Origin of the sequence: Streptomyces sp. NPDC090994 (assembly GCF_044768905.1) — a bacterium.
Classification (GTDB): Bacteria; Actinomycetota; Actinomycetes; order Streptomycetales; family Streptomycetaceae; genus Streptomyces.
In genome coordinates this window covers 37,641-60,790 of sequence record NZ_JBIVWS010000029.1, presented here as the reverse complement: position 1 = coordinate 60,790, position 23,150 = coordinate 37,641, and the positions used below count along the sequence as shown (strand labels likewise).

At 70.8% G+C, this 23,150-nt stretch carries 21 protein-coding genes and 1 tRNA gene; 21 read left to right on the top strand and 1 reads right to left on the bottom strand.

Translation table 11 applies throughout. From position 1 onward, the window contains the following. Positions 1-24: 24 nt before the first annotated feature. Positions 25-96: transfer RNA gene (locus ACIQR3_RS34510), tRNA-Arg, on the bottom strand. A 129-nt stretch (positions 97-225) separates the two neighbouring features. Between ACIQR3_RS34510 and ACIQR3_RS34505 the strand changes: the two genes are divergently transcribed. The 21 genes from ACIQR3_RS34505 (at position 226) to atpA (ending at position 23,136) form a co-directional block, all read left to right on the top strand. Beyond that, entirely contained in the window at positions 226-738 is a 513-nt protein-coding gene (locus tag ACIQR3_RS34505; protein ID WP_403545029.1) for a response regulator, read from the top strand. Positions 739-915: 177 nt separating this feature from the next. Then, positions 916-1,986, top strand: coding sequence for an ArgS-related anticodon-binding protein NrtL (gene nrtL, locus ACIQR3_RS34500; RefSeq protein WP_403545004.1), 1,071 nt, complete (start codon positions 916-918; stop codon positions 1,984-1,986). A gap of 48 nt (positions 1,987-2,034) precedes the next feature. Beyond that, positions 2,035-3,426: a diaminopimelate decarboxylase gene (lysA, locus tag ACIQR3_RS34495; protein ID WP_403545002.1), complete on the top strand. Its 1,392-nt coding sequence runs from the start codon at positions 2,035-2,037 to the stop codon at positions 3,424-3,426. Between the two features lie 168 nt (positions 3,427-3,594). Further along, positions 3,595-4,920, top strand: a complete 1,326-nt coding sequence (locus ACIQR3_RS34490) for a homoserine dehydrogenase (protein ID WP_403545028.1) — start codon at positions 3,595-3,597, stop codon at positions 4,918-4,920. A gap of 6 nt (positions 4,921-4,926) precedes the next feature. Beyond that, positions 4,927-5,985 carry a threonine synthase gene (gene thrC / locus ACIQR3_RS34485; RefSeq protein ID WP_403545001.1) on the top strand — a complete coding sequence of 353 codons (1,059 nt, stop codon included), beginning with the start codon at positions 4,927-4,929 and terminating at the stop codon, positions 5,983-5,985. Between the two features lie 420 nt (positions 5,986-6,405). Beyond that, a complete protein-coding gene (gene thrB / locus ACIQR3_RS34480; protein WP_403545000.1) occupies positions 6,406-7,335 on the top strand; it encodes a homoserine kinase in 930 nt (309 codons plus the stop codon). A gap of 408 nt (positions 7,336-7,743) precedes the next feature. Further along, the gene (rho, locus tag ACIQR3_RS34475; RefSeq protein WP_403544999.1) at positions 7,744-9,780 is read left to right on the top strand and encodes a transcription termination factor Rho; all 2,037 of its coding nucleotides are present in this window, start codon (positions 7,744-7,746) and stop codon (positions 9,778-9,780) included. A 323-nt stretch (positions 9,781-10,103) separates the two neighbouring features. Next, positions 10,104-11,243 carry an LCP family protein gene (locus ACIQR3_RS34470; RefSeq protein ID WP_403544997.1) on the top strand — a complete coding sequence of 380 codons (1,140 nt, stop codon included), beginning with the start codon at positions 10,104-10,106 and terminating at the stop codon, positions 11,241-11,243. A 192-nt stretch (positions 11,244-11,435) separates the two neighbouring features. Next, positions 11,436-11,660, top strand: coding sequence for a 50S ribosomal protein L31 (gene rpmE / locus ACIQR3_RS34465; RefSeq protein ID WP_019326867.1), 225 nt, complete (start codon positions 11,436-11,438; stop codon positions 11,658-11,660). A gap of 121 nt (positions 11,661-11,781) precedes the next feature. Further along, the gene (gene prfA, locus ACIQR3_RS34460) at positions 11,782-12,858 is read left to right on the top strand and encodes a peptide chain release factor 1 (RefSeq protein ID WP_403544995.1); all 1,077 of its coding nucleotides are present in this window, start codon (positions 11,782-11,784) and stop codon (positions 12,856-12,858) included. Positions 12,859-12,895: 37 nt separating this feature from the next. Beyond that, positions 12,896-13,741, top strand: coding sequence for a peptide chain release factor N(5)-glutamine methyltransferase (prmC, locus tag ACIQR3_RS34455; protein WP_403544994.1), 846 nt, complete (start codon positions 12,896-12,898; stop codon positions 13,739-13,741). 52 nt (positions 13,742-13,793) lie between these two features. Further along, positions 13,794-14,441 carry an L-threonylcarbamoyladenylate synthase gene (locus tag ACIQR3_RS34450; protein WP_403544992.1) on the top strand — a complete coding sequence of 216 codons (648 nt, stop codon included), beginning with the start codon at positions 13,794-13,796 and terminating at the stop codon, positions 14,439-14,441. Continuing rightward, on the top strand, positions 14,438-15,109 hold the full coding sequence (locus ACIQR3_RS34445) for a protein-tyrosine-phosphatase (RefSeq protein WP_215165673.1): 672 nt from the start codon (positions 14,438-14,440) through the stop codon (positions 15,107-15,109). The genes ACIQR3_RS34450 and ACIQR3_RS34445 overlap by 4 nt, the downstream gene beginning before the upstream one ends. Before the next feature lie 74 nt (positions 15,110-15,183). Next, on the top strand, positions 15,184-16,449 hold the full coding sequence (gene glyA, locus ACIQR3_RS34440) for a serine hydroxymethyltransferase (protein ID WP_403544990.1): 1,266 nt from the start codon (positions 15,184-15,186) through the stop codon (positions 16,447-16,449). Positions 16,450-16,581: 132 nt separating this feature from the next. Continuing rightward, positions 16,582-17,913: an MraY family glycosyltransferase gene (locus ACIQR3_RS34435; RefSeq protein ID WP_403544988.1), complete on the top strand. Its 1,332-nt coding sequence runs from the start codon at positions 16,582-16,584 to the stop codon at positions 17,911-17,913. Between the two features lie 288 nt (positions 17,914-18,201). Beyond that, positions 18,202-18,636, top strand: coding sequence for a hypothetical protein (locus ACIQR3_RS34430; protein WP_403544986.1), 435 nt, complete (start codon positions 18,202-18,204; stop codon positions 18,634-18,636). A 210-nt stretch (positions 18,637-18,846) separates the two neighbouring features. Then, positions 18,847-19,692 (top strand): F0F1 ATP synthase subunit A, encoded by an 846-nt coding sequence (gene atpB, locus ACIQR3_RS34425; protein WP_215165678.1) that lies wholly within the window; start codon positions 18,847-18,849, stop codon positions 19,690-19,692. A 69-nt stretch (positions 19,693-19,761) separates the two neighbouring features. Then, positions 19,762-19,986 (top strand): ATP synthase F0 subunit C, encoded by a 225-nt coding sequence (gene atpE / locus ACIQR3_RS34420; RefSeq protein ID WP_215165679.1) that lies wholly within the window; start codon positions 19,762-19,764, stop codon positions 19,984-19,986. Positions 19,987-20,026: 40 nt separating this feature from the next. Then, positions 20,027-20,578 (top strand): F0F1 ATP synthase subunit B, encoded by a 552-nt coding sequence (locus ACIQR3_RS34415; protein WP_215165680.1) that lies wholly within the window; start codon positions 20,027-20,029, stop codon positions 20,576-20,578. After that, on the top strand, positions 20,575-21,390 hold the full coding sequence (locus tag ACIQR3_RS34410; RefSeq protein ID WP_403544983.1) for a F0F1 ATP synthase subunit delta: 816 nt from the start codon (positions 20,575-20,577) through the stop codon (positions 21,388-21,390). Before ACIQR3_RS34415 ends, ACIQR3_RS34410 begins: the two co-directional genes overlap by 4 nt. Positions 21,391-21,543: 153 nt before the next feature. Then, on the top strand, positions 21,544-23,136 hold the full coding sequence (atpA, locus tag ACIQR3_RS34405; protein WP_215165683.1) for a F0F1 ATP synthase subunit alpha: 1,593 nt from the start codon (positions 21,544-21,546) through the stop codon (positions 23,134-23,136). Positions 23,137-23,150: the final 14 nt, after the last annotated feature.

The following is a 23,150-nucleotide window of genomic DNA, read 5'->3' as shown; positions in this document are numbered from 1 at the left end:
GGTCTTTAGGCACTTCGTGCGAAGTGCCCCCGGCAGGATTCGAACCTGCGCACACGGCTCCGGAGGCCGTTGCTCTATCCCCTGAGCTACGGGGGCGTGTCGGCTGCGGTGGTGTTGCTCGCGGCGACGGGTAGAACACTACCAGCTCGTCCGGGGTGGTCATGAACGGGTTTCCCGGGGCGGGGGAGGAGCCGGACGGCGGATGGTTCCCCGGACGGGGTGGAAGTGGGGAAAACCCGGACGCGATGGCCGGTCCCGACCTACTCTCGAGGTGTGCCAGGCGCGTCGGGCCGGGTCCTTGTCGTCGACGACAACAAGGTCATCCGGCAGTTGATCAGGGTCAACCTCGAGCTGGAGGGCTTCGAGGTCGTGACCGCGGCCGATGGTGCCGAGTGTCTGGAAGTCGTTCATCAGGTGCGGCCCGACGTCATCACCCTCGACGTCGTCATGCCGCGTCTCGACGGGCTCCGGACCGCCGGGCGGCTGCGTGCCGATCCGCGGACCCGGGATCTTCCCCTCGCCATCATCAGCGCGTGCAGTCAGCACGAGGTCGATGCCGGGCTCGGTGCCGGCGTCGACGCCTTCCTGTCCAAGCCGTTCGAACCCGCCGCGCTCGTCGGGCTCGTGCGGAGGCTGGCCGAGCGGGGGGCTGAAGGCGGTGACGGCCGGGGGAGTGCGGTCGGTTGCCGTGAGGCGGAGGGCGGGTCCGCGCCGCCACCGGCCAAGCACGCCGGGTAGCGGCAGCGACGACAGCGCCGGGTCACCAGCGCGCCGGGGCACCGCATCACTAATACCGACACCAAGGGGCAGAGCCCCCGTCACCAACACCAAGGGACAGAGCCCCCCCGTCCACATCCCGGAACACCCCCCAAACCAGTTCGCCTACCCTCCCCCCTCCTCACCTACGCTGGTCACGTGACCCCCGTCGAGCTGTCCCGCACCCTGCTGTACGCGGTGCGTCGCGCTGTCGATGACGGGAAGCTCGCCGTGACCGTTCCTGAGCGGGTCGTGGTCGGGCCGCCGGGGCCGGGGGGATGCGGGGACTACGCCAGCAACCTCGCGTTGCAGCTGGCCCGGCCGGCCGGGCAGCCCCCTCGCGCGGTCGCCGAAACGCTGCGGTCCTACCTCGTCGGCGTCGACGGGGTCACCGATGTCGTCGTCACCGGGCCCGGGTTCCTCAACCTCTCCCTCGGTGACGCCGCCCCCGGCGCCCTAGTCGCCGACATACTGCGCCGCGGCCCCCGTTACGGGTACGCCGACGGGCCAGGCACCGGCGTGGTGTCGCTGCACTGCCCCCGCGAGCTCCGCGCCCTTGTCGTCATGGACAGCGTCGCCCGGCTGCTGCGCGCCCAGGGGGTGACCGTGCGCACCAGCTGTGAGGCCCTCCCGCCGCCGGAGTGGGCGGTGCTGCTGGGCGACGCTCGCGTCGACGTCACGCCCCACCCCATCGACGTCTCGCCCGACCCCCGCAACGTCACCCTCCGCCCCCTCCCCGTCCCCGCGACCGACCCCCCCGCCGTACTGGCCCTGGGCCCCGACGCCGGACGCTGGGCCCTGCTCCACCCCGCCCCCCACGACCGGCCCCGCCCCGGCGCAGGGGAACACCTCGCCCAGCGCGAGACGAACCCCCTTTTCCGCGTCCGGTACGCCCACGCCCGCACCCGCGCCCTCCTCCGCAACGCCGCCGACCTCGGCTTCGCCCCCGAGCCCGGTACCAGCGCGGGTACGGAACGGCTGACCGGTGCCCTCGCCGACCACCCCCGCGTCCTCGCCGCCGCGGCCCGCGACCACGCTCCCGACCGGCTCGCCCGGCACCTCGTCGCCGTCGCCGATGCCGTACTGCCGCTGCTCCCCGCCGTACTGCCCGTCGGGGACGAGAAACCCTCGGCCGCCCACCGTGCCCGGCTCGCGCTCGCCGAAGCCGCCGGGGTGGTGCTGGCCGGCGGCCTGTCCCTGCTCGGCATCGACGCGCCCGACCATCTCTGATCCCAGAGACCCCAGAGACCCGACAGACCCGAGAGAGTCACCAGAGCCATGAGCCGTTCCGCACACCCCGCCGGACCCCGCCACGCGGACGTCCTCCCCGAGGGCCACTACTCCGCACCGCCCGCCGACCTCAACGGCCTCGACGCCAAGGTCTGGGCCCGCACGGTCGGCCGGAACGCCGACGGTGTCGTCACCGTCGGCGGCGTCGACGTGAAGACGCTCGCCGAGGAGCACGGCACCCCCGCCTACATCCTCGACGAGGCCGACTTCCGGGACCGGGCGAGGGCCTGGCGCGGGGCCTTCGGGGACGACGCCGACGTGTTCTACGCGGGGAAGGCGTTCCTGTCGCGGGCCGTCGTGCGCTGGCTGGCGGAGGAAGGGCTGAACCTCGACGTCTGCTCCGGGGGCGAACTCGCCACCGCGCTCTCCGCCGGCATGCCCGCCGACCGCATCGCCTTCCACGGCAACAACAAGTCCAAGGCCGAGATCGAGCGGGCGGTCCGCGCCGGCGTCGGGCGGATCGTGCTCGACTCCTTCCAGGAGATCGTCCGCGTCGCCCACATCGCGCGATCCCTGAACAAGCGCCAGAAGGTGCAGATCCGTATCACCGTCGGCGTCGAGGCGCACACCCACGAGTTCATCGCCACCGCGCACGAGGACCAGAAGTTCGGCATCCCGCTGGCCGGCGGGCAGGCCGCCGAGGCCGTGCGGCGGGTGCTCCAGCTGGACGGGCTGGAGCTGGTCGGCATCCACTCGCACATCGGGTCGCAGATCTTCGACATGTCCGGGTTCGAGGTCGCCGCGCACCGGGTCGTCGGGCTGCTCAAGGACATCCGCGACGAGCACGGGGTCGAGCTGCCCGAGATCGACCTCGGCGGCGGGCTCGGGATCGCGTACACCAGTGACGACGATCCGCGCGAGCCGCACGAGATCGCCAAGGCGCTGACCGAGATCGTGAACCGCGAGTGCCACGCCGCCAAGCTGCGCACCCCCCGGATCTCCGTCGAGCCCGGCCGGGCCATCGTCGGGCCCACCGCCTTCACGCTCTACGAGGTCGGCACCGTCAAGCCGCTCGACGGGCTGCGTACGTACGTCTCCGTCGACGGCGGCATGTCGGACAACATCCGCACCGCGCTCTACGACGCCGAATACAGCGTCGCCCTCGTCTCCCGCGCCTCCGACGCCGAGCCGATGCTCGCCCGCGTCGTCGGCAAGCACTGCGAGAGCGGGGACATCGTGGTCAAGGACGCGTTCCTGCCGGGCGACCTGGCACCCGGTGACCTGATCGCCGTACCCGCGACCGGGGCGTACTGCCGTTCCATGGCCAGTAACTACAACCACGTGCTCCGGCCGCCCGTCGTCGCCGTCCGGGACGGCGAGTCGCGGGTCATCGTGCGGCGGGAGACCGAGGAGGACCTGCTGCGCCTCGACGTCGGATGAGACGGCGGACGAGCAGCGCGGGAAATCCGAAGAGGGCCGGAGATCTTCACGTCTGACGGCCCCCGCAAATGAAATAAATGTCTCACGATCCGGACGAAGGGCAGAAAGTCCCGTCCGGTGAGTGAGACTGGTTCCACCGCATACGGTATGAGGAAACGAGGTCGGATGATGCGTACGCGTCCGCTGAAAGTGGCGCTGCTGGGCTGTGGAGTGGTCGGCTCAGAGGTGGCGCGCATCATGACGACGCACGCCGACGACCTCGCCGCCCGGATCGGGGCGCCCCTGGAGCTGGCGGGTGTCGCGGTACGGCGGCCCGACCGGGTGCGGGCCGGCATCGACCCTGCCCTCGTGACCACCGACGCGACCGCCCTCGTCAAGCGCGGGGACATCGATGTGGTGGTGGAGGTGATCGGGGGGATCGAGCCCGCCCGGACGCTCATCACCACCGCCTTCGAGCACGGCGCCTCCGTCGTCTCCGCCAACAAGGCGCTCATCGCCCAGGACGGCGCCGCCCTGCACGCCGCCGCGGACGCCAACGAGAAGGACCTCTACTACGAGGCCGCCGTCGCCGGCGCCATCCCGCTGATCCGGCCGCTGCGCGAGTCCCTCGCCGGGGACAAGGTCAACCGGGTGCTCGGGATCGTCAACGGGACGACCAACTTCATCCTCGACGCCATGGACACCACCGGCGCCGGGTACCAGGAGGCGCTCGACGAGGCCACCGCGCTGGGGTACGCGGAGGCCGATCCGACGGCTGACGTGGAAGGGTTCGACGCCGCGGCCAAGGCGGCCATCCTCGCCGGGATCGCCTTCCACACCCGCGTACGCCTCGACGACGTGCACCGCGAGGGCATGACCGAGGTCACCGCCGCCGACTTCGCCTCCGCCAAGGAGATGGGGTGCACCATCAAGCTCCTCGCCATCTGCGAGCGGGCGGCCGACGGGGGGTCGGTCACGGCCCGCGTGCACCCCGCCATGATTCCGCTCAGTCATCCGCTGGCCAATGTGCGCGGGGCGTACAACGCGGTGTTCGTGGAGTCCGACGCCGCCGGGCAGCTCATGTTCTACGGGCCCGGCGCCGGCGGTGCGCCGACCGCCTCCGCCGTCCTCGGCGACCTCGTCGCCGTCTGCCGCAACCGGCTCGGCGGGGGGCGCGGGCCCGGTGAGTCCGCGTACGCCGCGCTGCCCGTCTCGCCCATGGGCGAGGTCGTCACGCGGTACCACATCAGTCTCGACGTCGCCGACAAGCCGGGCGTGCTCGCCCAGGTGGCCACGGTGTTCGCCGAGCACGGGGTGTCGATCGACACCGTCCGGCAGTCCGGGAAGGAAGGGGGTCCCTCCCGCTCGAGCGAAGCCGAGAGTGGGGGAGAGGCCTCTCTCGTCGTCGTCACCCACCGCGCGTCCGACGCCGCCCTCGGCGGCACTGTCGAGGCGCTGCGCACGCTCGACACCGTGCGGGGTGTCGCCAGCATCATGCGGGTTGAAGGAGAGTAACCAGCAATGACCCACCAATGGCGCGGAATCATCGAGGAGTACCGGGACCGGCTCCCCGTCTCCGCCAGCACGCCGGTCGTGACGCTCCGCGAGGGCGGCACGCCGCTCGTGCCCGCGCAGGTGCTCTCCGAGCGCACGGGCTGCGAGGTCCACCTCAAGGTGGAGGGCGCGAATCCGACCGGGTCCTTCAAGGACCGCGGTATGACCATGGCCATCAGCAAGGCCAAGGAGGAAGGCGCGCAGGCCGTCATCTGCGCGTCGACGGGAAACACCTCCGCCTCGGCCGCCGCGTACGGCGTGCGGGCCGGGATGGTGTCCGCCGTCCTCGTGCCGCAGGGCAAGATCGCGCTCGGCAAGATGGGGCAGGCGCTCGTGCACGGCGCCAAGATCCTCCAGGTCGACGGCAACTTCGACGACTGCCTGACGCTTGCTCGCGCGCTCAGCGACAACTACCCCGTCGCGCTGGTCAATTCGGTCAATCCGGTGCGGATCGAGGGGCAGAAGACGGCCGCCTTCGAGATCGTCGACATGCTCGGCGACGCGCCCGACATCCACGTCCTCCCGGTCGGCAACGCGGGCAACATCACCGCGTACTGGAAGGGGTACAAGGAGTACGCCGCCGACGGGGTCAGCACCAGGACGCCCCGGATGTGGGGGTTCCAGGCCTCCGGCTCCGCGCCCATCGTGCGCGGCGAGGTCGTCAAGGACCCGTCCACCATCGCCACCGCCATCCGGATCGGCAACCCGGCCTCCTGGGACTTCGCGCTGGCCGCGCGGGACGAGTCCGGCGGCGCCATCGACGAGGTGACGGACCGTGAGATCCTGCGCGCCTACCGGCTGTTGGCCTCCCAGGAGGGCGTCTTCGTCGAGCCCGCCTCGGCCGCGTCGGTCGCCGGTCTGCTGAAGGCCGCCGAGCAGGGCAAGGTCGACCCGGGGCAGAAGATCGTGTGCACCGTCACCGGCAACGGTCTGAAGGACCCCGACTGGGCCGTCGCCGGCGCCCCGCAGCCCGTCACCGTCCCGGTCGACGCGGCGACGGCGGCCGAGCGGCTCGGCCTGGTCTGAGGCCGGGGCACAGCAGGACACCCGTCTCCCCGGTGTGGCAGGCGTAAGCGCCGCGCGCCGGGGAAGTGTCCTGACGGGGCCCTCGCGGGGCCCCGGAAGCGGGGGGTTGCACGGGGGGCTTGCGACACGCATCGTGCGCCTCCTGTGCGCCCTATGTCGTCACAGAACCTTCCTTCGATAGGCTGTACCGAACCCGCCCGCCGCATATGCCGCGGTGCCGCGCCGTCTCCGCGGCCGGAAAGCGGACGGAAGCGGCCGGGGGTGCGGTCGCCCGTCCGGGAGGAAGCGGCGGCCCCGGGTTCCCGTACGTCATCGGATGTTCATCGACGGTCATGCGACAACGAAGGTCAAGAGACATCGGAAGTCACTGACATCGACAGCCATTCGACCATCACGCAGCTCAAGGAGAGTCAACGAGCGATGGCCGGTCCCGCCTTCCGCGCCGCCGCCGTCCGGGTGCGCGTCCCCGCCACCAGCGCCAACCTCGGTCCGGGCTTCGACGCCCTCGGCCTGGCCCTGGGGCTCTACGACGACGTGGTCGTCCGGGTGGCCGACTCCGGGCTGCACATCGACATCGCGGGGGAGGGCAGCGAGACGCTGCCGCGCGACGAGAAACACCTGCTCGTACGCTCCCTGCGCACCGCCTTCGATCTGCTGGGCGGACAGCCGCGCGGCCTGGAGATCGTCTGCGCCAACCGCATTCCGCACGGCCGCGGCCTCGGCTCCTCCTCCGCCGCCATCTGCGCCGGCATCGTCGCGGCGCGCGCGGTGACGATAGGCGGCGAGTCCCGTCTCGACGACGCCGCGCTGCTCGACCTCGCCACCGAGATCGAGGGCCACCCCGACAACGTCGCGGCCTGTCTGCTGGGCGGTTTCTCCCTGTCCTGGCTGGAGGGCGGCGCCGCCCGCGCGATCAGGATGGAGCCCGCCGATTCCATCGTTCCGGTGGTTTTCGTACCGGGGAAGCCGGTACTCACGGAGACGGCGCGCGGACTGCTCCCGCGCTCCGTCCCGCACGTCGACGCCGCCGCCAACGCCGGCCGTGCCGCGCTGCTCGTCGAGGCCCTGACCAGGCGTCCCGAGCTGCTGCTGCCGGCCACCGAGGACCGCCTCCACCAGGAGTACCGCGCGCCGGCCATGCCGGAGAGCGCGGCGCTGGTGGAGCGGCTGCGGGGCGACGGCATCCCCGCGGTGATCTCCGGCGCCGGACCCACCGTCATGGCGCTGGCCGACGCCGGCACCGCCGACAAGGTCGAGGCGCTGGCGGGCGAGGACTGGGCCGCGAACCGGCTGAGCCTGGACCTCAAGGGAGCCTGCGTGCTCCCGCTCGCGCCCTCCCATGACGTTTAGACGCGCACGGTTGCCGGATTTCGAGAGGGGGAATATTTGTTGGATCCGGTAGTGTTAATCTCAAGTCTGCACCCGGCGCCACCATGGCGAGGTGCCTCGTGTCCCCGTCCGGGACAGACATTCTTCCGGGAGCCCCCCAAACCGCCTTGTGTGGTGAGCGCCGTACGCGGGCAGTACGGCGTCCATCGACACTGAGCGGTCCGGAAACGCTCCGGAACCGGCGCGACCAGGCCACCTGACACAGACACCGGGTGCCACGGCCAGGGGAAGCGCCATCACCAGATATCTCTTCCGCCGATTGGGCGGACCACCGCCCCGGCACGGTTCGCACAGCAAGGACCGAAGCCGGACAGCACAACCGGTCGCCGAGCCAGACAGGCCGACGTCCGCTCCAGGGAAGGACCCTTCGTGAGCGACACCACCGATCTGATGGGCGCACGTGTCGAGGAGACCGCTGCCGCGCCCGCCACGGACGCCTCCGCGCCTGCCAGCGGTGCCGGCTCCCGGCGGCGCCGCGGTACCGGCCTCGAGGGCATGGTGCTGGCCGAGCTGCAGCAGGTCGCCTCCGGCCTGGGCATCAGGGGCACCGCGCGGATGCGCAAGAGCCAGCTGATCGAGGTCATCAAGGAAGCGCAGGCCGCGGGCGGGGCTCCCGCCAAGACCGCGGACGGCGCCGCCGAGAGCAAGCCGAAGCGCCGCGCCACCTCCCGGACCCGTACGGGCGACGAGGGCTCCGCCGCCGGCAAGCCGGACAAGGCCGAGAAGAAGGCGGCCAAGGCCACCGACTCCGCCGAGAAGGCCGCGTCGTCCCAGCAGCAGATCGAGATCCCGGGGCAGCCCGCCGCCGACGAGGCCCCCGCCGGCCGTGGCCGCCGTCGCGCCACCGCCGACGCCGGCAGCCCGGCCGCCGCGACCGAGACGGTCGCCGCCGAGGCCAGGACCGAGCCCAAGGACGCCACGTCCGACCGGTCGCAGCAGAGCAACCAGCACCAGGGCGGCCAGCAGCACCAGGGCGACGGCCGGTCCGACGCCGACGGCGGCGAGGGCCGCCGCCGCGACCGCCGCGAGCGCGGCCGGGACCGTGACCGCGACCGCCGGGGCAAGGGCGACGACCAGCAGAACCAGGGCGGCGGCCAGCAGCGTCAGCAGCAGGGCGGCGGACGCCAGGACCGCAACAACGGTCCGCAGGACGACGGCTACGACGACGACGCGGGCGGCCGGCGCGGCCGTCGCGGGCGCTACCGCGACCGCCGGGGCCGTCGCGGACGCGACGACATCGCCGCCGAGCCGCAGATCACCGAGGACGACGTCCTGATCCCGGTCGCGGGCATCCTCGACATCCTCGACAACTACGCGTTCATCCGCACCTCCGGCTACCTGCCGGGCCCCAACGACGTGTACGTCTCCCTCGCCCAGGTCCGCAAGAACGGCCTGCGCAAGGGCGACCACATCACCGGCGCGGTCCGCCAGCCGAAGGAGGGCGAGCGGCGCGAGAAGTTCAACGCGCTGGTCCGCCTCGACTCCGTCAACGGCATGGCGCCCGAACACGGCCGCGGACGGCCGGAGTTCAACAAGCTCACCCCGCTGTACCCGCAGGACCGCCTCCGCCTGGAGACGGACCCGGGCGTGCTGACCACGCGGATCATCGACCTCGTGTCGCCGATCGGCAAGGGCCAGCGCGGTCTGATCGTGGCCCCGCCGAAGACCGGCAAGACCATGATCATGCAGGCGGTCGCCAACGCCATCACGCACAACAACCCCGAGTGCCACCTGATGGTCGTCCTCGTCGACGAGCGTCCGGAAGAGGTCACCGACATGCAGCGGTCGGTCAAGGGCGAGGTCATCTCCTCGACCTTCGACCGCCCGGCAGAGGACCACACCACCGTCGCCGAGCTGGCCATCGAGCGCGCCAAGCGCCTCGTCGAGCTGGGTCACGACGTCGTCGTGCTGCTCGACTCGATCACCCGCCTGGGCCGCGCGTACAACCTCGCGGCGCCGGCCTCCGGCCGCATCCTCTCCGGTGGTGTCGACTCGACCGCCCTGTACCCGCCCAAGCGCTTCTTCGGCGCCGCGCGCAACATCGAGGACGGCGGCTCGCTGACCATCCTCGCCACCGCGCTCGTCGACACCGGGTCCCGCATGGACGAGGTGATCTTCGAGGAGTTCAAGGGCACCGGCAACATGGAGCTCAAGCTCGACCGGAAGCTCGCCGACAAGCGCATCTTCCCCGCGGTGGACGTCGACGCGTCCGGCACCCGCAAGGAGGAGATCCTGCTGGGCGGCGAGGAGCTGGGCATCGTCTGGAAGCTGCGCCGGGTGCTGCACGCGCTCGACTCCCAGCAGGCGATCGAGCTGCTCCTCGACAAGATGAAGCAGACGAAGTCGAACGCCGAGTTCCTGCTCCAGATCCAGAAGACGACCCCGACGCCCGGCAACGGCGACTGATCCGTCGTACTCGGCGAAGGCCGCTCCCGCACCACGGGGGCGGCCTTCCGCATGTGCGGGTCCGGGAGACCTTTCCCACACGGAGCGTGTCCGTCCGGAGCGTGAGCAGTCTTTCCGAAACGGGAGAAAGCCCAGGTAAGCGGCGGGACTCCCGACATGTCCGGACACGCAGGGTCACCACAGCGGCACAGCTCGCGCACAGCGCCCCGTGCAACCCTTGCCCGGGTTTCTCCGTCTGGCCGAACGGGGTGACGATGGTGCCGTAGAGAAGATCCGGCACCGACAGCAGGGGGTAGAGCCGCCGCACGAGAGTCGAGGAGCACATGTCTGCCGAGCGCACGCCGGAACCCGGCATACCGGGGGAGGCCGGCACCAGCGGGCCGCGCCACCGGGGCAAGGGACGCCGCCGCAAGCCCCGCAGCGGACGGCGCAAGGGCCTGCTGGTCGCGGCCTGGACCACGGCGGGCATCGTCGTCCTGGGCGGCAGCGGCGCCGGCTACCTCTACTTCAAGCTGAACGGCAACCTCAAGAGCGTCGACATCGACCAGGCCCTCGGCACCGACCGGCCGGCCAAGGCCGACAACGGCTCCCAGAACATCCTCGTCCTCGGCTCCGACACCCGCGCCGACGGCAACGACAAGGTCGGCGGCGGCACCGACGACGGCACCGCCCGCTCCGACACCGCGATGGTCGTGCACGTCTACGAGGGCCACAAGAAGGCCAGCGTGGTCTCCGTCCCGCGCGACACCATCGTCGACCGCCCCGAGTGCACCGACACCTCCGGCACGGTGCACGACGCCGCGAGCGGCGTGATGTTCAACTCCGCGTACGCCGCCGGCGGCGCCGCCTGCGCCGTCAAGACCGTCGAGTCGCTGAGCGGCCTGCGCATGGACCACTACCTGGAGGTCGACTTCAGCGGCTTCCAGCAGCTCATCGACGAGCTGGGCGGCGTCGAGATCACCACCACGCAGGACATCTCCGACCCCGACAGCCACCTCGACCTCAAGGCCGGCACCCACACCCTCGACGGCGAGCAGGCCCTCGGCCTGGTCCGTACCCGGCACGGCGTCGGCGACGGCTCCGACCTCGGGCGCATCCAGCTCCAGCAGGCGTTCGTCAAGGCCCTGGTCGACCGGGTCAAGGACATCGGCGTCCTCACCAACCCCAAGAAGCTCGTCGACCTCGCCGACACCGCCACCAAGACGGTGACCACCGACACCGGCCTCGGCTCGGTGAACAAGCTGATGTCCTTCGCCGCCGGCCTGAAGAGCATCACCCCGGCCCACATGGACATGGTCACGATGCCCGTCCAGTACGACCCGGCCGACGGCAACCGCGTCCTCGTCGAGGAGACCAAGGCCCAGCAGGTCTGGGACGCCCTGAAGGCCGACAAGGCGATCCCGAGGACGGCAACCGAAGGTACGGCGGCCGGTGGAGCCGAGGGCGTCGTGAACGCCGCCTAGGGGCGCGGGGCCGAGACCTGTGCGGCTCCGCCGGGCGGGCGCGAGAACCCCCACCGGCCCGCAGGGAATACACAACCGCACCCCCTCGTTTTGGGGGATGGCCCCAGTCCTGGCAGACTGGTACGTCGGCTCCGGTTCACGCCCCGCATCCCGCGGCAGCGACCCGGCGCCCTCCCGAACCTAGGAGACACCTTGAAGCGCGACATCCACCCCGAGTACGTCGAGACGCAGGTCAGCTGCACCTGTGGCGCGTCGTTCACCACCCGCAGCACCATCGAGTCCGGCACCATCCGTGCCGAGGTCTGCAGCGAGTGCCACCCGTTCTACACGGGCAAGCAGAAGATCCTCGACACCGGTGGCCGTGTGGCCCGCTTCGAGGCCCGCTTCGGCAAGGCTGCCGCCGGCTCCAAGAAGTAGCGAGCCCCGATTCGCCGGTCCACGGCCGCGCCCCCGCACCGGGCGCGCCGGGACCGGCGTTTTTGGTCGCCCGCCTTCGCCCCCCTTCCCGCAGTAGCCCTCGCAGTAGCAGGAGCCCAAGATGTTCGAGGCCGTCGAGGAACTCGTCGCCGAGCACGCCGACCTGGAGAAGAAGCTCGCCGACCCGTCGGTCCACTCCGACCAGGCCAACGCGCGCAAGCTGAACAAGCGGTACGCCGAGCTGACCCCGATCGTCGCCACGTTCCGCTCCTGGAAGCAGACCGGCGACGACATCGAGACCGCGCGCGAGTTCGTCGCCGACGACCCCGACTTCGCCGCCGAGGTCAAGGAGCTGGAGAAGCAGCGCGAGGAGCTGACCGAGAAGCTGCGGCTGCTGCTCGTCCCGCGCGACCCCAGCGACGACAAGGACGTCATCCTGGAGATCAAGGCGGGCGCCGGCGGCGACGAGTCGGCCCTCTTCGCGGGCGACCTGCTGCGCATGTACCTGCGGTACGCCGAGCGGGTCGGCTGGAAGACCGAGATCATCGACTCCACCGAGTCCGAGCTGGGCGGCTACAAGGACGTCCAGGTCGCCGTGAAGACCAAGGGCGGCCAGGGCGCCACCGAGCCCGGGCAGGGCGTCTGGGCGCGGCTGAAGTACGAGGGCGGCGTGCACCGCGTGCAGCGCGTGCCGGCCACCGAGTCGCAGGGCCGCATCCACACCTCCGCCGCCGGTGTCCTCGTGACCCCCGAGGCCGAGGAGATCGACGTCGAGATCAACCCGAACGACCTGCGCATCGACGTCTACCGCTCCTCCGGGCCCGGCGGGCAGTCCGTCAACACGACCGACTCCGCGGTGCGCATCACGCACCTGCCCACCGGCGTCGTCGCCTCCTGCCAGAACGAGAAGAGCCAGCTGCAGAACAAGGAGCAGGCGATGCGTATCCTGCGCTCCAGGCTGCTCGCCGCGGCGCAGGAGGAGGCGGAGAAGGAGGCCGCCGACGCCCGCCGCAGCCAGGTCCGCACCGTCGACCGCTCCGAGAAGATCCGTACGTACAACTTCCCGGAGAACCGCATCTCCGACCACCGCGTCGGCTTCAAGGCGTACAACCTGGACCAGGTCCTGGACGGCGACCTCGACGCGGTGATCCAGGCGTGCGTCGACGCGGACTCGGCCGCCAAGCTCGCGGCCGCCTGAACCAGCACCGGACCCAGCTCAGCCTCGGAGGACCAGCGTGAACCTGCTGCTCGCGGAGGTGGCCCAGGCCACCATGCGGCTGGCCGACGCCGGCGTGCCCTCGCCGCGCACCGACGCGGAGGAGCTCGCCGCGTATCTGCACGGCGTCAAGCGGAGCGAGCTGCACACCGTCAAGGACGCGGACTTCGACGCCCGGTACTGGGAGGTCATCGCCCGCCGCGAGGCCCGTGAGCCGCTCCAGCACATCACCGGACGCGCCTACTTCCGGTACCTGGAGCTCCAGGTCGGCCCCGGGGTGTTCGTGCCCCGTCCGGAGACCGAGTCCGTCGTCGGCTGGGCCATAGACGCCGTACGCGCCATGGACGTCGTCGAGCCCTGCATCGTCGACCTGTGCACCGGCTCCGGCGCCATCGCGCTCGCCCTCGCCCAGGAGGTGCCGCGCTCGCGCGTGCACGCCGTGGAGCTGAGCGAGGACGCCCTGAAGTGGACGCGGAAGAACATGGAGGGGTCCAGGGTCGACCTGCGCCAGGGCGACGCCCTGACCGCCTTCCCGGACCTCGACGGCCAGGTCGACCTGGTGGTCTCCAACCCGCCGTACATCCCGCTCACCGAGTGGGAGTACGTCGCCCCCGAGGCCCGCGACCACGATCCCGAGCTGGCGCTGTTCTCCGGCGAGGACGGCCTCGACCTGATCCGCGGCCTGGAGCGCACCGCGCACCGGCTGCTGCGGCCCGGCGGCGTGGTCGTCGTCGAGCACGCCGACACCCAGGGCGGCCAGGTGCCCTGGATCTTCACCGAGGAGCGGGGCTGGGCCGACGCGGCCGACCACCCCGACCTCAACAACCGGCCCCGGTTCGCGACCGCCCGCAAGGCGCTGCCGTGACCCGTCCTGACACTTCTATCTCGCAGTACGTGTACGAGGAGGACCGCTAGACATGGCACGGCGATACGACACCAATGACGCGACCGACCGCGTGACGGGTCTGCGTGAGGCCGCGTCCGCGGTCCGCCGTGGCGAGCTGGTGGTGCTGCCGACGGACACCGTGTACGGCATCGGCGCCGACGCCTTCTCCTCGGAGGCCGTCGGCGACCTGCTGGAGGCCAAGGGCCGGGGCCGCAACATGCCCAGCCCCGTCCTCATCGGCTCCCCGAACACCCTGCACGGCCTGGTCACCGACTTCTCCGAGCTGGCCTGGGAACTGGTCGACGCCTTCTGGCCGGGCGCCCTCACCCTGGTCGCCAAGCACCAGCCGTCCCTCCAGTGGGACCTCGGCGACACCCGGGGCACCGTCGCCGTGCGCATGCCGCTGCACCCGGTCGCCATCGAGCTGCTCACCGAGTTCGGACCGATGGCCGTCTCCTCCGCAAACCTCACCGGCCACCCGGCGCCGGAGGACTGCGACGCCGCCCAGCAGATGCTCGGCGACTCCGTCTCCGTCTACCTGGACGGCGGCCCCACCCCGGGCAACGTCCCGTCCTCCATCGTCGACGTCACCCGCGAGGTCCCGGTGCTGCTGCGGGCCGGCGCGCTGTCGGCGGAGGAACTGAGGAAGGTCGTACCCGACCTCGAGGTGGCGAATTGACGGCCCCTGAGGCGGGGCGTGGCATAGGCGGTATCAACGAGCAGACGACCACCTTCGTCGGCCTGCCGCGCGACAGCTTCCGCATCCTCCACGTCAGCACCGGCAACGTGTGCCGCTCGCCCATCACCGAGCGGCTGACCCGGCACTTCGTGACGGAGCGGCTCGGCATCCTGGGCGGCGGGCTCGTCGTGGAGAGCGCGGGCACCTGGGGGCACGAGGGCGCCCCGATGGAGGCCAACGCGGAGACCGTGCTGGCCGACTTCGGCGCGGACGCCACCGGCTTCACCGGCCGCGAGCTGCTCGACGAGCACGTCATCCGCGCCGACCTGGTGCTCACCGCGACCCGCGACCACCGCGCCCAGGTCATCTCCATGGGCCACTCCGCGGGCCTGCGCACCTTCACCCTGAAGGAGTTCACCCGCCTGGTGAACGCCATCGACCCGGCCACCCTGCCCTCGCTGGAGGAGGGCCTGGTCACCCGCGCCCGCGCCCTGGTCCGGGCCGCCGCGGCGCTGCGCGGATGGCTGCTGGCCCCGACCGCCGAGGCGGACGAGGTCTACGACCCGTACGGGGCGCCCCTGCCGTTCTTCCGGTCGATCGGGGACGAGATACACCAGGCGCTCGACCCGGTGGTCACCGCCCTCACCGGCGTACCCGCCCGCACCTGACGACCGCGCGCACCGGACGCACCGGGCCTACTGTGGACTGAGCCAGACACCTCGCAGCACGTCCGGAGCGCGCCATGTCGGTCACCCACCCCCCGTACAGTGCGACCGACGCCCTCGGCCGGCAGGACCCCGAGCTGGCCGAGATCCTGCTCGCCGAGCGCCGGCGGCAGGAGACCACCCTCCAGCTCACCGCCGCCGAGAACTTCACCTCGCCGGCCGTGCTGGCCGCGCTCGGCTCCCCGCTCGCCAACAAGTACGCCGAGGGCTACCCGGGCGCCCGGCACCACGGCGGCTGCGAACTGGTCGACCTCGCCGAGCGGCTCGCCGTCGAGCGGGCCACGGCCCTGTTCGGCGCCGCGCACGCCAATGTGCAGGCCCACTCCGGCTCCTCGGCGGTCCTGGCCGCCTACGCGGCGCTGCTGCGCCCCGGGGACACCGTCCTCGCCCTCGGCCTGCCGCACGGCGGCCACCTCACCCACGGGTCGCCCGCCAACTTCTCCGGCCGCTGGTTCGACTTCGTCGGCTACGGCGTGGACGCGGAGACCGGCCTCGTCGACCACGACCAGGTGCGCGCCCTGGCCCGCGCCCACCGGCCCAAGGCCATCGTGTGCGGCTCGATCTCCTACCCCCGCCACCTCGACTGGGCCGCCTTCCGCGAGGTCGCCGACGAGGTGGGCGCCTACCTCGTCGCGGACGCCGCGCACCCGATCGGGCTGGTCGCCGGGGGAGTGGCGCCCAGCCCGGTGCCGTACGCCGACATCGTCTGCGCCACCACCCACAAGGTGCTGCGCGGACCGCGCGGCGGCATGCTGCTGTGCGGGAGCGAACTGGCCGAGCGGGTGGACCGGGCCGTCTTCCCGTTCACCCAGGGCGGTGCGCAGATGCACACCATCGCGGCCAAGGCGGTCGCCTTCGGCGAGGCGGCGACACCGGCCTTCGCGGCCTACGCCCGTCAGGTCGTCGCCAACGCCCGGGTGCTCGCCGGCCGGCTGGCCGCCGAGGGCCTGGCGGTGATCACCGGCGGCACGGACACCCACATGGTGACCGCCGACCCGGCCCCGCTCGGCGTCGACGGGCGCACCGCCCGGTCCCGGCTGGCGGCGGCCGGGATGGTCCTGGACTGCTGCGCGCTCCCGCACGGCTCGGCGGCGCCCGTCCTGGCCGCCGACGCCCGTGGCCTGCGGCTGGGCACCGCGGCGCTCACCACGCAGGGCATGCGGGAGGGCGAGATGCGGACCGTCGCCGGGCTGCTGGCCGGGGTGCTCACGGGCGGGACGCGGGCCGTCCGGGCCCGCGAGGAGGTGCGCGAGCTGGCCGCCGCGTTTCCGCCGTATCCGTGAAGAAGAGGGGTAGGCGCCCACAGGTGCACAGCCACCCGTGCAACCATCGTCGCTACCCGGAAGTCCTCACCCGTATGCGCGCATCGCTAGGGTGTGGGCCTGGAATGGCCAGCGAGACCTGTGGGGAAGCCCGTGCGTGAATACCTCCTGACGCTCTGCATCACGGCCGCGGTGACGTATCTGCTCACAGGGCCGGTACGGAAGTTCGCGATCGTGGCCGGGGCGATGCCGGAGATCCGGGCCCGGGACGTGCACCGGGAACCCACACCGCGGCTCGGCGGTATCGCCATGTTCTTCGGCCTGTGCGCGGGCATGCTGGTCGCCGACCACCTCACCAACCTCAACGAGGTCTTCGAGACGTCCAACGAGCCGCGGGCGCTGCTGTCGGGCGCGGCGGTGATCTGGCTGATCGGCGTCCTGGACGACAAGTTCGAGATCGACGCCCTGATCAAGCTGGGCGCCCAGATGATCGCCGCCGGTGTGATGGTGGTGCAGGGTCTGACGATCCTGTGGCTGCCCATCCCGGGCGTGGGCAACGTGGCGCTGACCCAGTGGCAGGGCACCCTGCTCACCGTCGCCCTGGTCGTCATCACCATCAACGCGGTCAACTTCGTGGACGGCCTCGACGGTCTGGCCGCCGGCATGGTGTGCATCGCGGCGGCGGCGTTCTTCATGTACGCCTACCGGATCTGGTACTCGTACGGCATCGAGGCCGCCGCCCCCGCCTCGCTGTTCGCGGCGATCCTGATGGGCATGTGCGTGGGCTTCCTGCCGCACAACATGCATCCCGCCCGGATCTTCATGGGCGACTCCGGCTCGATGCTGATCGGCCTGGTGCTGGCGGCCGGCGCGATCTCGGTGACCGGGCAGGTCGACCCGGACGCGATGAAGCTGTTCTCCGGGTCCGAGCGCAACACCGTGCACCAGATGGTGCCGGTCTACATCCCGCTGCTGATGCCGCTGACCATCATCGCCATCCCGGCCGCCGACCTGATCCTGGCCATCGTGCGGCGCACCTGGCGCGGCCAGTCGCCGTTCGCCGCCGACCGGGGGCACCTGCACCACCGGCTCCTGGAGGTCGGGCACTCGCACAGCCGGGCCGTCCTCATCATGTACTTCTGGTCGGCGCTCATCGCCTTCGGCGCCCTGGCCTACTCGGTCAACTCGGCGTCGATGTGGATCGTGCTGGGCGTGGTCTTCCTCAGCGCGGTCGGCCTCGGGCTGCTCCTGCTGCCGCGGTTCACGCCGCGCGCCCCGCTGTGGGCGCAGCGCATCGTGCCACCGCGCTACCGGAGGCGGGCGGTGGGCGCTCCGGCCGCCGCGGCGGCGCCTGGACAGGACGTGCCCGACGCGGACGGCGACGACCGCGACGCTTCCGACGACCGGGTGCCGGCGGGTGTCTCCGGAGCCCCGGGCGTCAATGGCGCAACAGCCGTCGGCCCCCGTTCGCGGCTGCCAAGGTAAGAATCTGACTAGAGCATTGCCAACTCGTGGGGGAGCAAAGTTCCCCATTACCAGACAACTCGACGCTGTGTTTGCACAAACGCGCACTGTCACCCTCATGTGTGACAGCAAGCACACGCTCAGGTAAAGACCTCATCAAATAGTTTGTGATACGGTTCACGAGAACTCCCGGATAGAGCCGAAGGGCCGCAGTGCGACGGTTCCTCGGCCGTGAGGACCCCACTCAGCCCGGGACTACGCTCGTCCATGACGACACCCTGCCCCCTGTGAAAAAGCGGAGTTGCCGCCATGCCGTCCAATGACGTCCGGATCCTGCTCCAGGCCGCTGTGCCCACAGCTGCCGTCGGCGCCATCGCCGCCGTCGTCAGTGGTGTGGTCGCCGGTGGCAAGGGAGCGGTCGGGGCGCTCGTCGCGACGCTGGTGGTCATCCTCTTCATGGGGATCGGTCTGTATGTCCTGCAGCGCACTGCCAAATCGCTTCCGCACCTTTTCCAGGCGATGGGCCTGATGCTCTACGCGGCACAGATCCTGCTGTTGTTCATCTTCCTCGCCGCGTTCAAGAACACGTCGCTGTTCAACCCCCGGTCTTTCGCGATCACGTTGGTTGTCGGCACCCTCGTGTGGATCGCGACCCAGACCCGCGCGCACATGAAGGCCAAGATCCTCTACGTCGAACCGGATTCGACGGACGACAAGCACCAGAAGACGGGGCATACGTCGTGAGGGGTAGGGCCGGGATAAAGAGGCACGTGAAGTCCTGCTATCGTCCGGTGCCAACTGCGGCATCGCGGGCGCGGGCATCTCAGCTGACGCCTGCTCATTCGCGAGGCGAGATGCCCCACAGCCGCCCCCACATCCGTAACACCAGTCCCGTGCCGAACCGCGGCCCCGCGCCGCGCCGACACAACGAGGTTGCCGTACCCATGCGCCACGATGAAGGAGCCCGCGGTGAGTGCTGACCCGACGCAGGTGCTCGCCTTCGAGACCGACTGCCACCTCTTCGACGGGTGTGGCTTCGACACAGTCTCTCCGGGCCTGCACTCGTTCCTGTTCGAGCCGCTCATGGGCGACGCGGACGGCGGCGGCTTCTACTTCAACAAGCCGATGCTGCTGGCGTTGCTCGGTTCGGTCATCATCGTCGGGTTCTTCTGGGCCGCCTTCGCCCGCCCGAAGGTCGTCCCGGGCAAGCTCCAGATGGTCGCCGAGGCCGGCTACGACTTCATCCGCCGCGGCGTGGTCTACGAGACCATCGGCAAGCGGGAGGGCGAGAAGTACGTCCCGCTGATCGTCTCGCTGTTCTTCTTCGTCTGGATGATGAACCTCTGGTCGGTCATCCCGGTCGCCCAGTTCCCGGTCACCTCGATCATCGCCTACCCGATGGTCCTGGCCGCGATCGTCTACATCCTGTGGGTCTCGCTCACCTTCAAGAGGCACGGCTTCGTCGGCTTCTTCAAGAACGTCACCGGTTACGACAAGTCCCTCGGCGCGGTGCTCCCGCTGGCCATGACGATCGAGTTCTTCTCGAACCTGATCGTCCGCCCGTTCACCCACGCCGTGCGTCTCTTCGCGAACATGTTCGCCGGCCACACCCTGCTGGTGCTGTTCACGATCGCGACCTGGTACATGCTGAACGGCATCGGCATCGCCTACTCCGGTGTCTCGTTCGTCATGACCATCGTCATGACCGCCTTCGAGCTCTTCATCCAGGCAGTCCAGGCCTACGTCTTCGTCCTGCTGACCTGCTCCTACATCCAGGGCGCGCTCGCCGAGCACCACTGAGCGTCCCGGCTCGCCCCAGCCGTCCGGTGGCCAACCCCCACCGGTCCGTAAAGAAAAGGAAGAACTGGCATGTCCAACACCCTTGCCGCTGTCGAAGGTTCGCTCAGCTCCGTTGGTTACGGCCTGGCCGCCATCGGCCCCGGCGTCGGCGTCGGCATCATCTTCGGTAACGGCACCCAGGCCCTCGCCCGTCAGCCCGAGGCGGCCGGCCTGATCCGCGCCAACCAGATCCTGGGTTTCGCCTTCTGTGAGGCGCTCGCCCTGATCGGTCTCGTCATGCCGTTCGTCTACTAAGACGGCCTGACGACCGACTCTTTCGACGAAAGGCACTGATGTGAACCCCGCCCTGGTTTTCCTGGCGGCTGAGGGTGAGAAGGAGAACCCCCTCATCCCGCCGTGGCCGGAGCTCGTCATCGGCCTGATCGCCTTCGTCATCGTCTTCGGCTTCCTCGCCAAGAAGCTCCTCCCGAACATCAACAAGGTTCTGGACGAGCGTCGTGAGGCCATCGAGGGCGGTATCGAGAAGGCCGAGGCCGCGCAGACCGAGGCCCAGAGCGTCCTCGAGCAGTACAAGGCCCAGCTCGCCGAGGCCCGGCACGAGGCCGCGCGCCTGCGCCAGGAGGCGCAGGAGCAGGGCGCCACGCTCATCGCCGAGATGCGCGCGGAAGGCCAGCGGCAGCGTGAGGAGATCATCGCCGCCGGTCACGCCCAGATCGAGGCCGACCGCAAGGCCGCCGCGTCCGCGCTGCGCCAGGACGTCGGCAAGCTCGCCACGGAGCTGGCCGGCAAGCTGGTCGGTGAGTCCCTGGAGGACCACGCCCGCCAGAGCCGCGTCATCGACCGCTTCCTCGATGACCTCGAGGAGAAGGCAGAGGCGACCCGATGAACGGAGCGAGCCGCGAGGCCCTGGCCGCCGCACGCGAGCGTCTCGACGCGCTGACGGACTCCACGTCCGTGGACGCCGGCTCGCTCGCCGACGAGCTGGCGTCCGTCACCGCGCTGCTCCACCGCGAGGTGGGCCTGCGCCGGGTCCTCACCGACCCGGCGCAGACCGGCGAGGCCAAGGCCCAGCTCGTCCAGCGCCTCCTCGGCACCCAGGTCAGCGGCACCGCCGCCGACCTGGTGTCCGGCCTGGTGCGCTCCCGCTGGTCGCAGTCGCGCGACCTGGTGGACGCCCTGGAGGAACTGGCGGACACCGCCGACCTCACCGCCGCGGAGAAGAACGGCACCCTCGACGACGTCGAGGACGAGCTGTTCAGGTTCGGCCGGATCGTCTCCTCCAGCACGGAGCTGCGGGCCGCGCTGACCGACCGCAAGGCCACCACCCCGGCCAAGGCCGCGCTGCTGCGCAGCCTGCTCGGGGGCCGGGCCAAGCCGGTCACGGAACGGCTGGTCACGCGCCTTGTGACCGCGGCGCGAGGACGTAGCCTGGAGACGGGCCTCGAGTCCCTGTCCAAGCTCGCCGCCGAACGCCGCAACCGCATGGTCGCCGTCGTCACCTCGGCGGTCCCGCTGAGCGACCCGCAGAAGCAGCGCCTCGGCGCCGCCCTCGCGAAGCTCTACGGCCGCCCGATGCACCTCAACCTCGACGTGGACCCCGGGGTCGTCGGCGGGATCCAGGTGCAGGTCGGTGACGAGATCATCAACGGCTCCATCGCGGACCGCCTCGCCGAGGCCGGCCGCCGCCTGGCGGGCTGAACAGCAACTTCATAGCAGTACCAGCAGTACGAGCAGTACGTACGTGTACCTACGGCCCGGTTGGGCCGTGCAGAGGATTCACCTCTTTCGGGGGGGAGTCCCCATCCCCCCAAAGTGAAACTTCGGGCCCAACAAGGAGAGCAGGGAACCCAGATGGCGGAGCTCACGATCCGGCCGGAGGAGATCCGGGACGCACTGGAGACCTTCGTCCAGTCGTACAAGCCGGACGCGGCCTCGCGCGAGGAGGTCGGTACGGTCACCCTTGCCGGCGACGGCATCGCGAGGGTCGAGGGTCTTCCCTCGGCCATGGCCAACGAACTGCTGAAGTTCGAGGACGGCACCCTCGGCCTCGCGCTCAACCTCGAAGAGCGCGAGATCGGTGCCATCGTCCTCGGTGAGTTCAGCGGCATCGAGGAGGGCCAGCCGGTCACCCGCACCGGAGAGGTCCTCTCCGTCGCGGTCGGCGAGGGCTACCTCGGCCGCGTGGTCGACCCCCTCGGCAACCCGATCGACGGCCTCGGCGAGATCGAGACGTCCGGTCGCCGCGCCCTCGAACTGCAGGCCCCCACGGTCATGCAGCGCAAGTCGGTGCACGAGCCGATGGAGACCGGCTACAAGGCCGTCGACGCCATGACGCCGGTCGGCCGCGGCCAGCGTCAGCTGATCATCGGCGACCGCCAGACCGGCAAGACCGCCCTGGCCGTCGACACGATCATCAACCAGCGCGACAACTGGCGCTCGGGCGACCCGAAGAAGCAGGTCCGCTGCATCTACGTCGCCATCGGCCAGAAGGGCTCCACCATCGCGTCGGTCCGCCGCGCGCTGGAGGAGAACGGCGCGCTGGAGTACACGACCATCGTCGCCGCCCCGGCCTCCGACCCGGCCGGCTTCAAGTACCTCGCGCCGTACACCGGCTCGGCCATCGGCCAGCAGTGGATGTACGAGGGCAAGCACGTCCTGATCATCTTCGACGACCTGTCGAAGCAGGCCGACGCCTACCGCGCCGTCTCCCTGCTGCTGCGCCGCCCGCCGGGCCGCGAGGCCTACCCGGGTGACGTCTTCTACCTGCACTCCCGTCTGCTGGAGCGCTGCGCCAAGCTCTCCGACGACATGGGCGCCGGGTCGATGACCGGTCTGCCGATCGTCGAGACCAAGGCCAACGACGTCTCGGCGTTCATCCCGACCAACGTCATCTCCATCACCGACGGCCAGTGCTTCCTGGAGTCGGACCTCTTCAACGCCGGTCAGCGCCCCGCGCTGAACGTCGGTATCTCCGTCTCCCGAGTCGGTGGTTCCGCGCAGCACAAGGCGATGAAGCAGGTCTCCGGCCGACTGCGCGTGGACCTCGCCCAGTTCCGTGAGCTGGAGGCGTTCGCAGCCTTCGGTTCCGACCTGGACGCCGCGTCCAAGGCGCAGCTGGAGCGCGGCCAGCGCATGGTCGAGCTGCTCAAGCAGAACCAGTACGAGCCGATGTCCACCGAGGACCAGGTCGTCTCCGTCTGGGCCGGCACCACCGGCCGCATGGACGACGTGCCGGTCGCCGACATCCGCCGCTTCGAGAAGGAGCTCCTGGAGTACCTGCACCGCAAGGAGCAGGGCCTCATGACCTCCATCCGCGAGGGCGGCAAGATGTCGGACGACACCCTGCAGGCCGTCGGCGACGCCGTCGCGGCGTTCAAGAAGCAGTTCGAGACCTCGGACGGCAAGCTGCTCGGCGAGGACGCTCCGGCCGCCTCCGCCAAGTGACGTAAGGAAGGGAC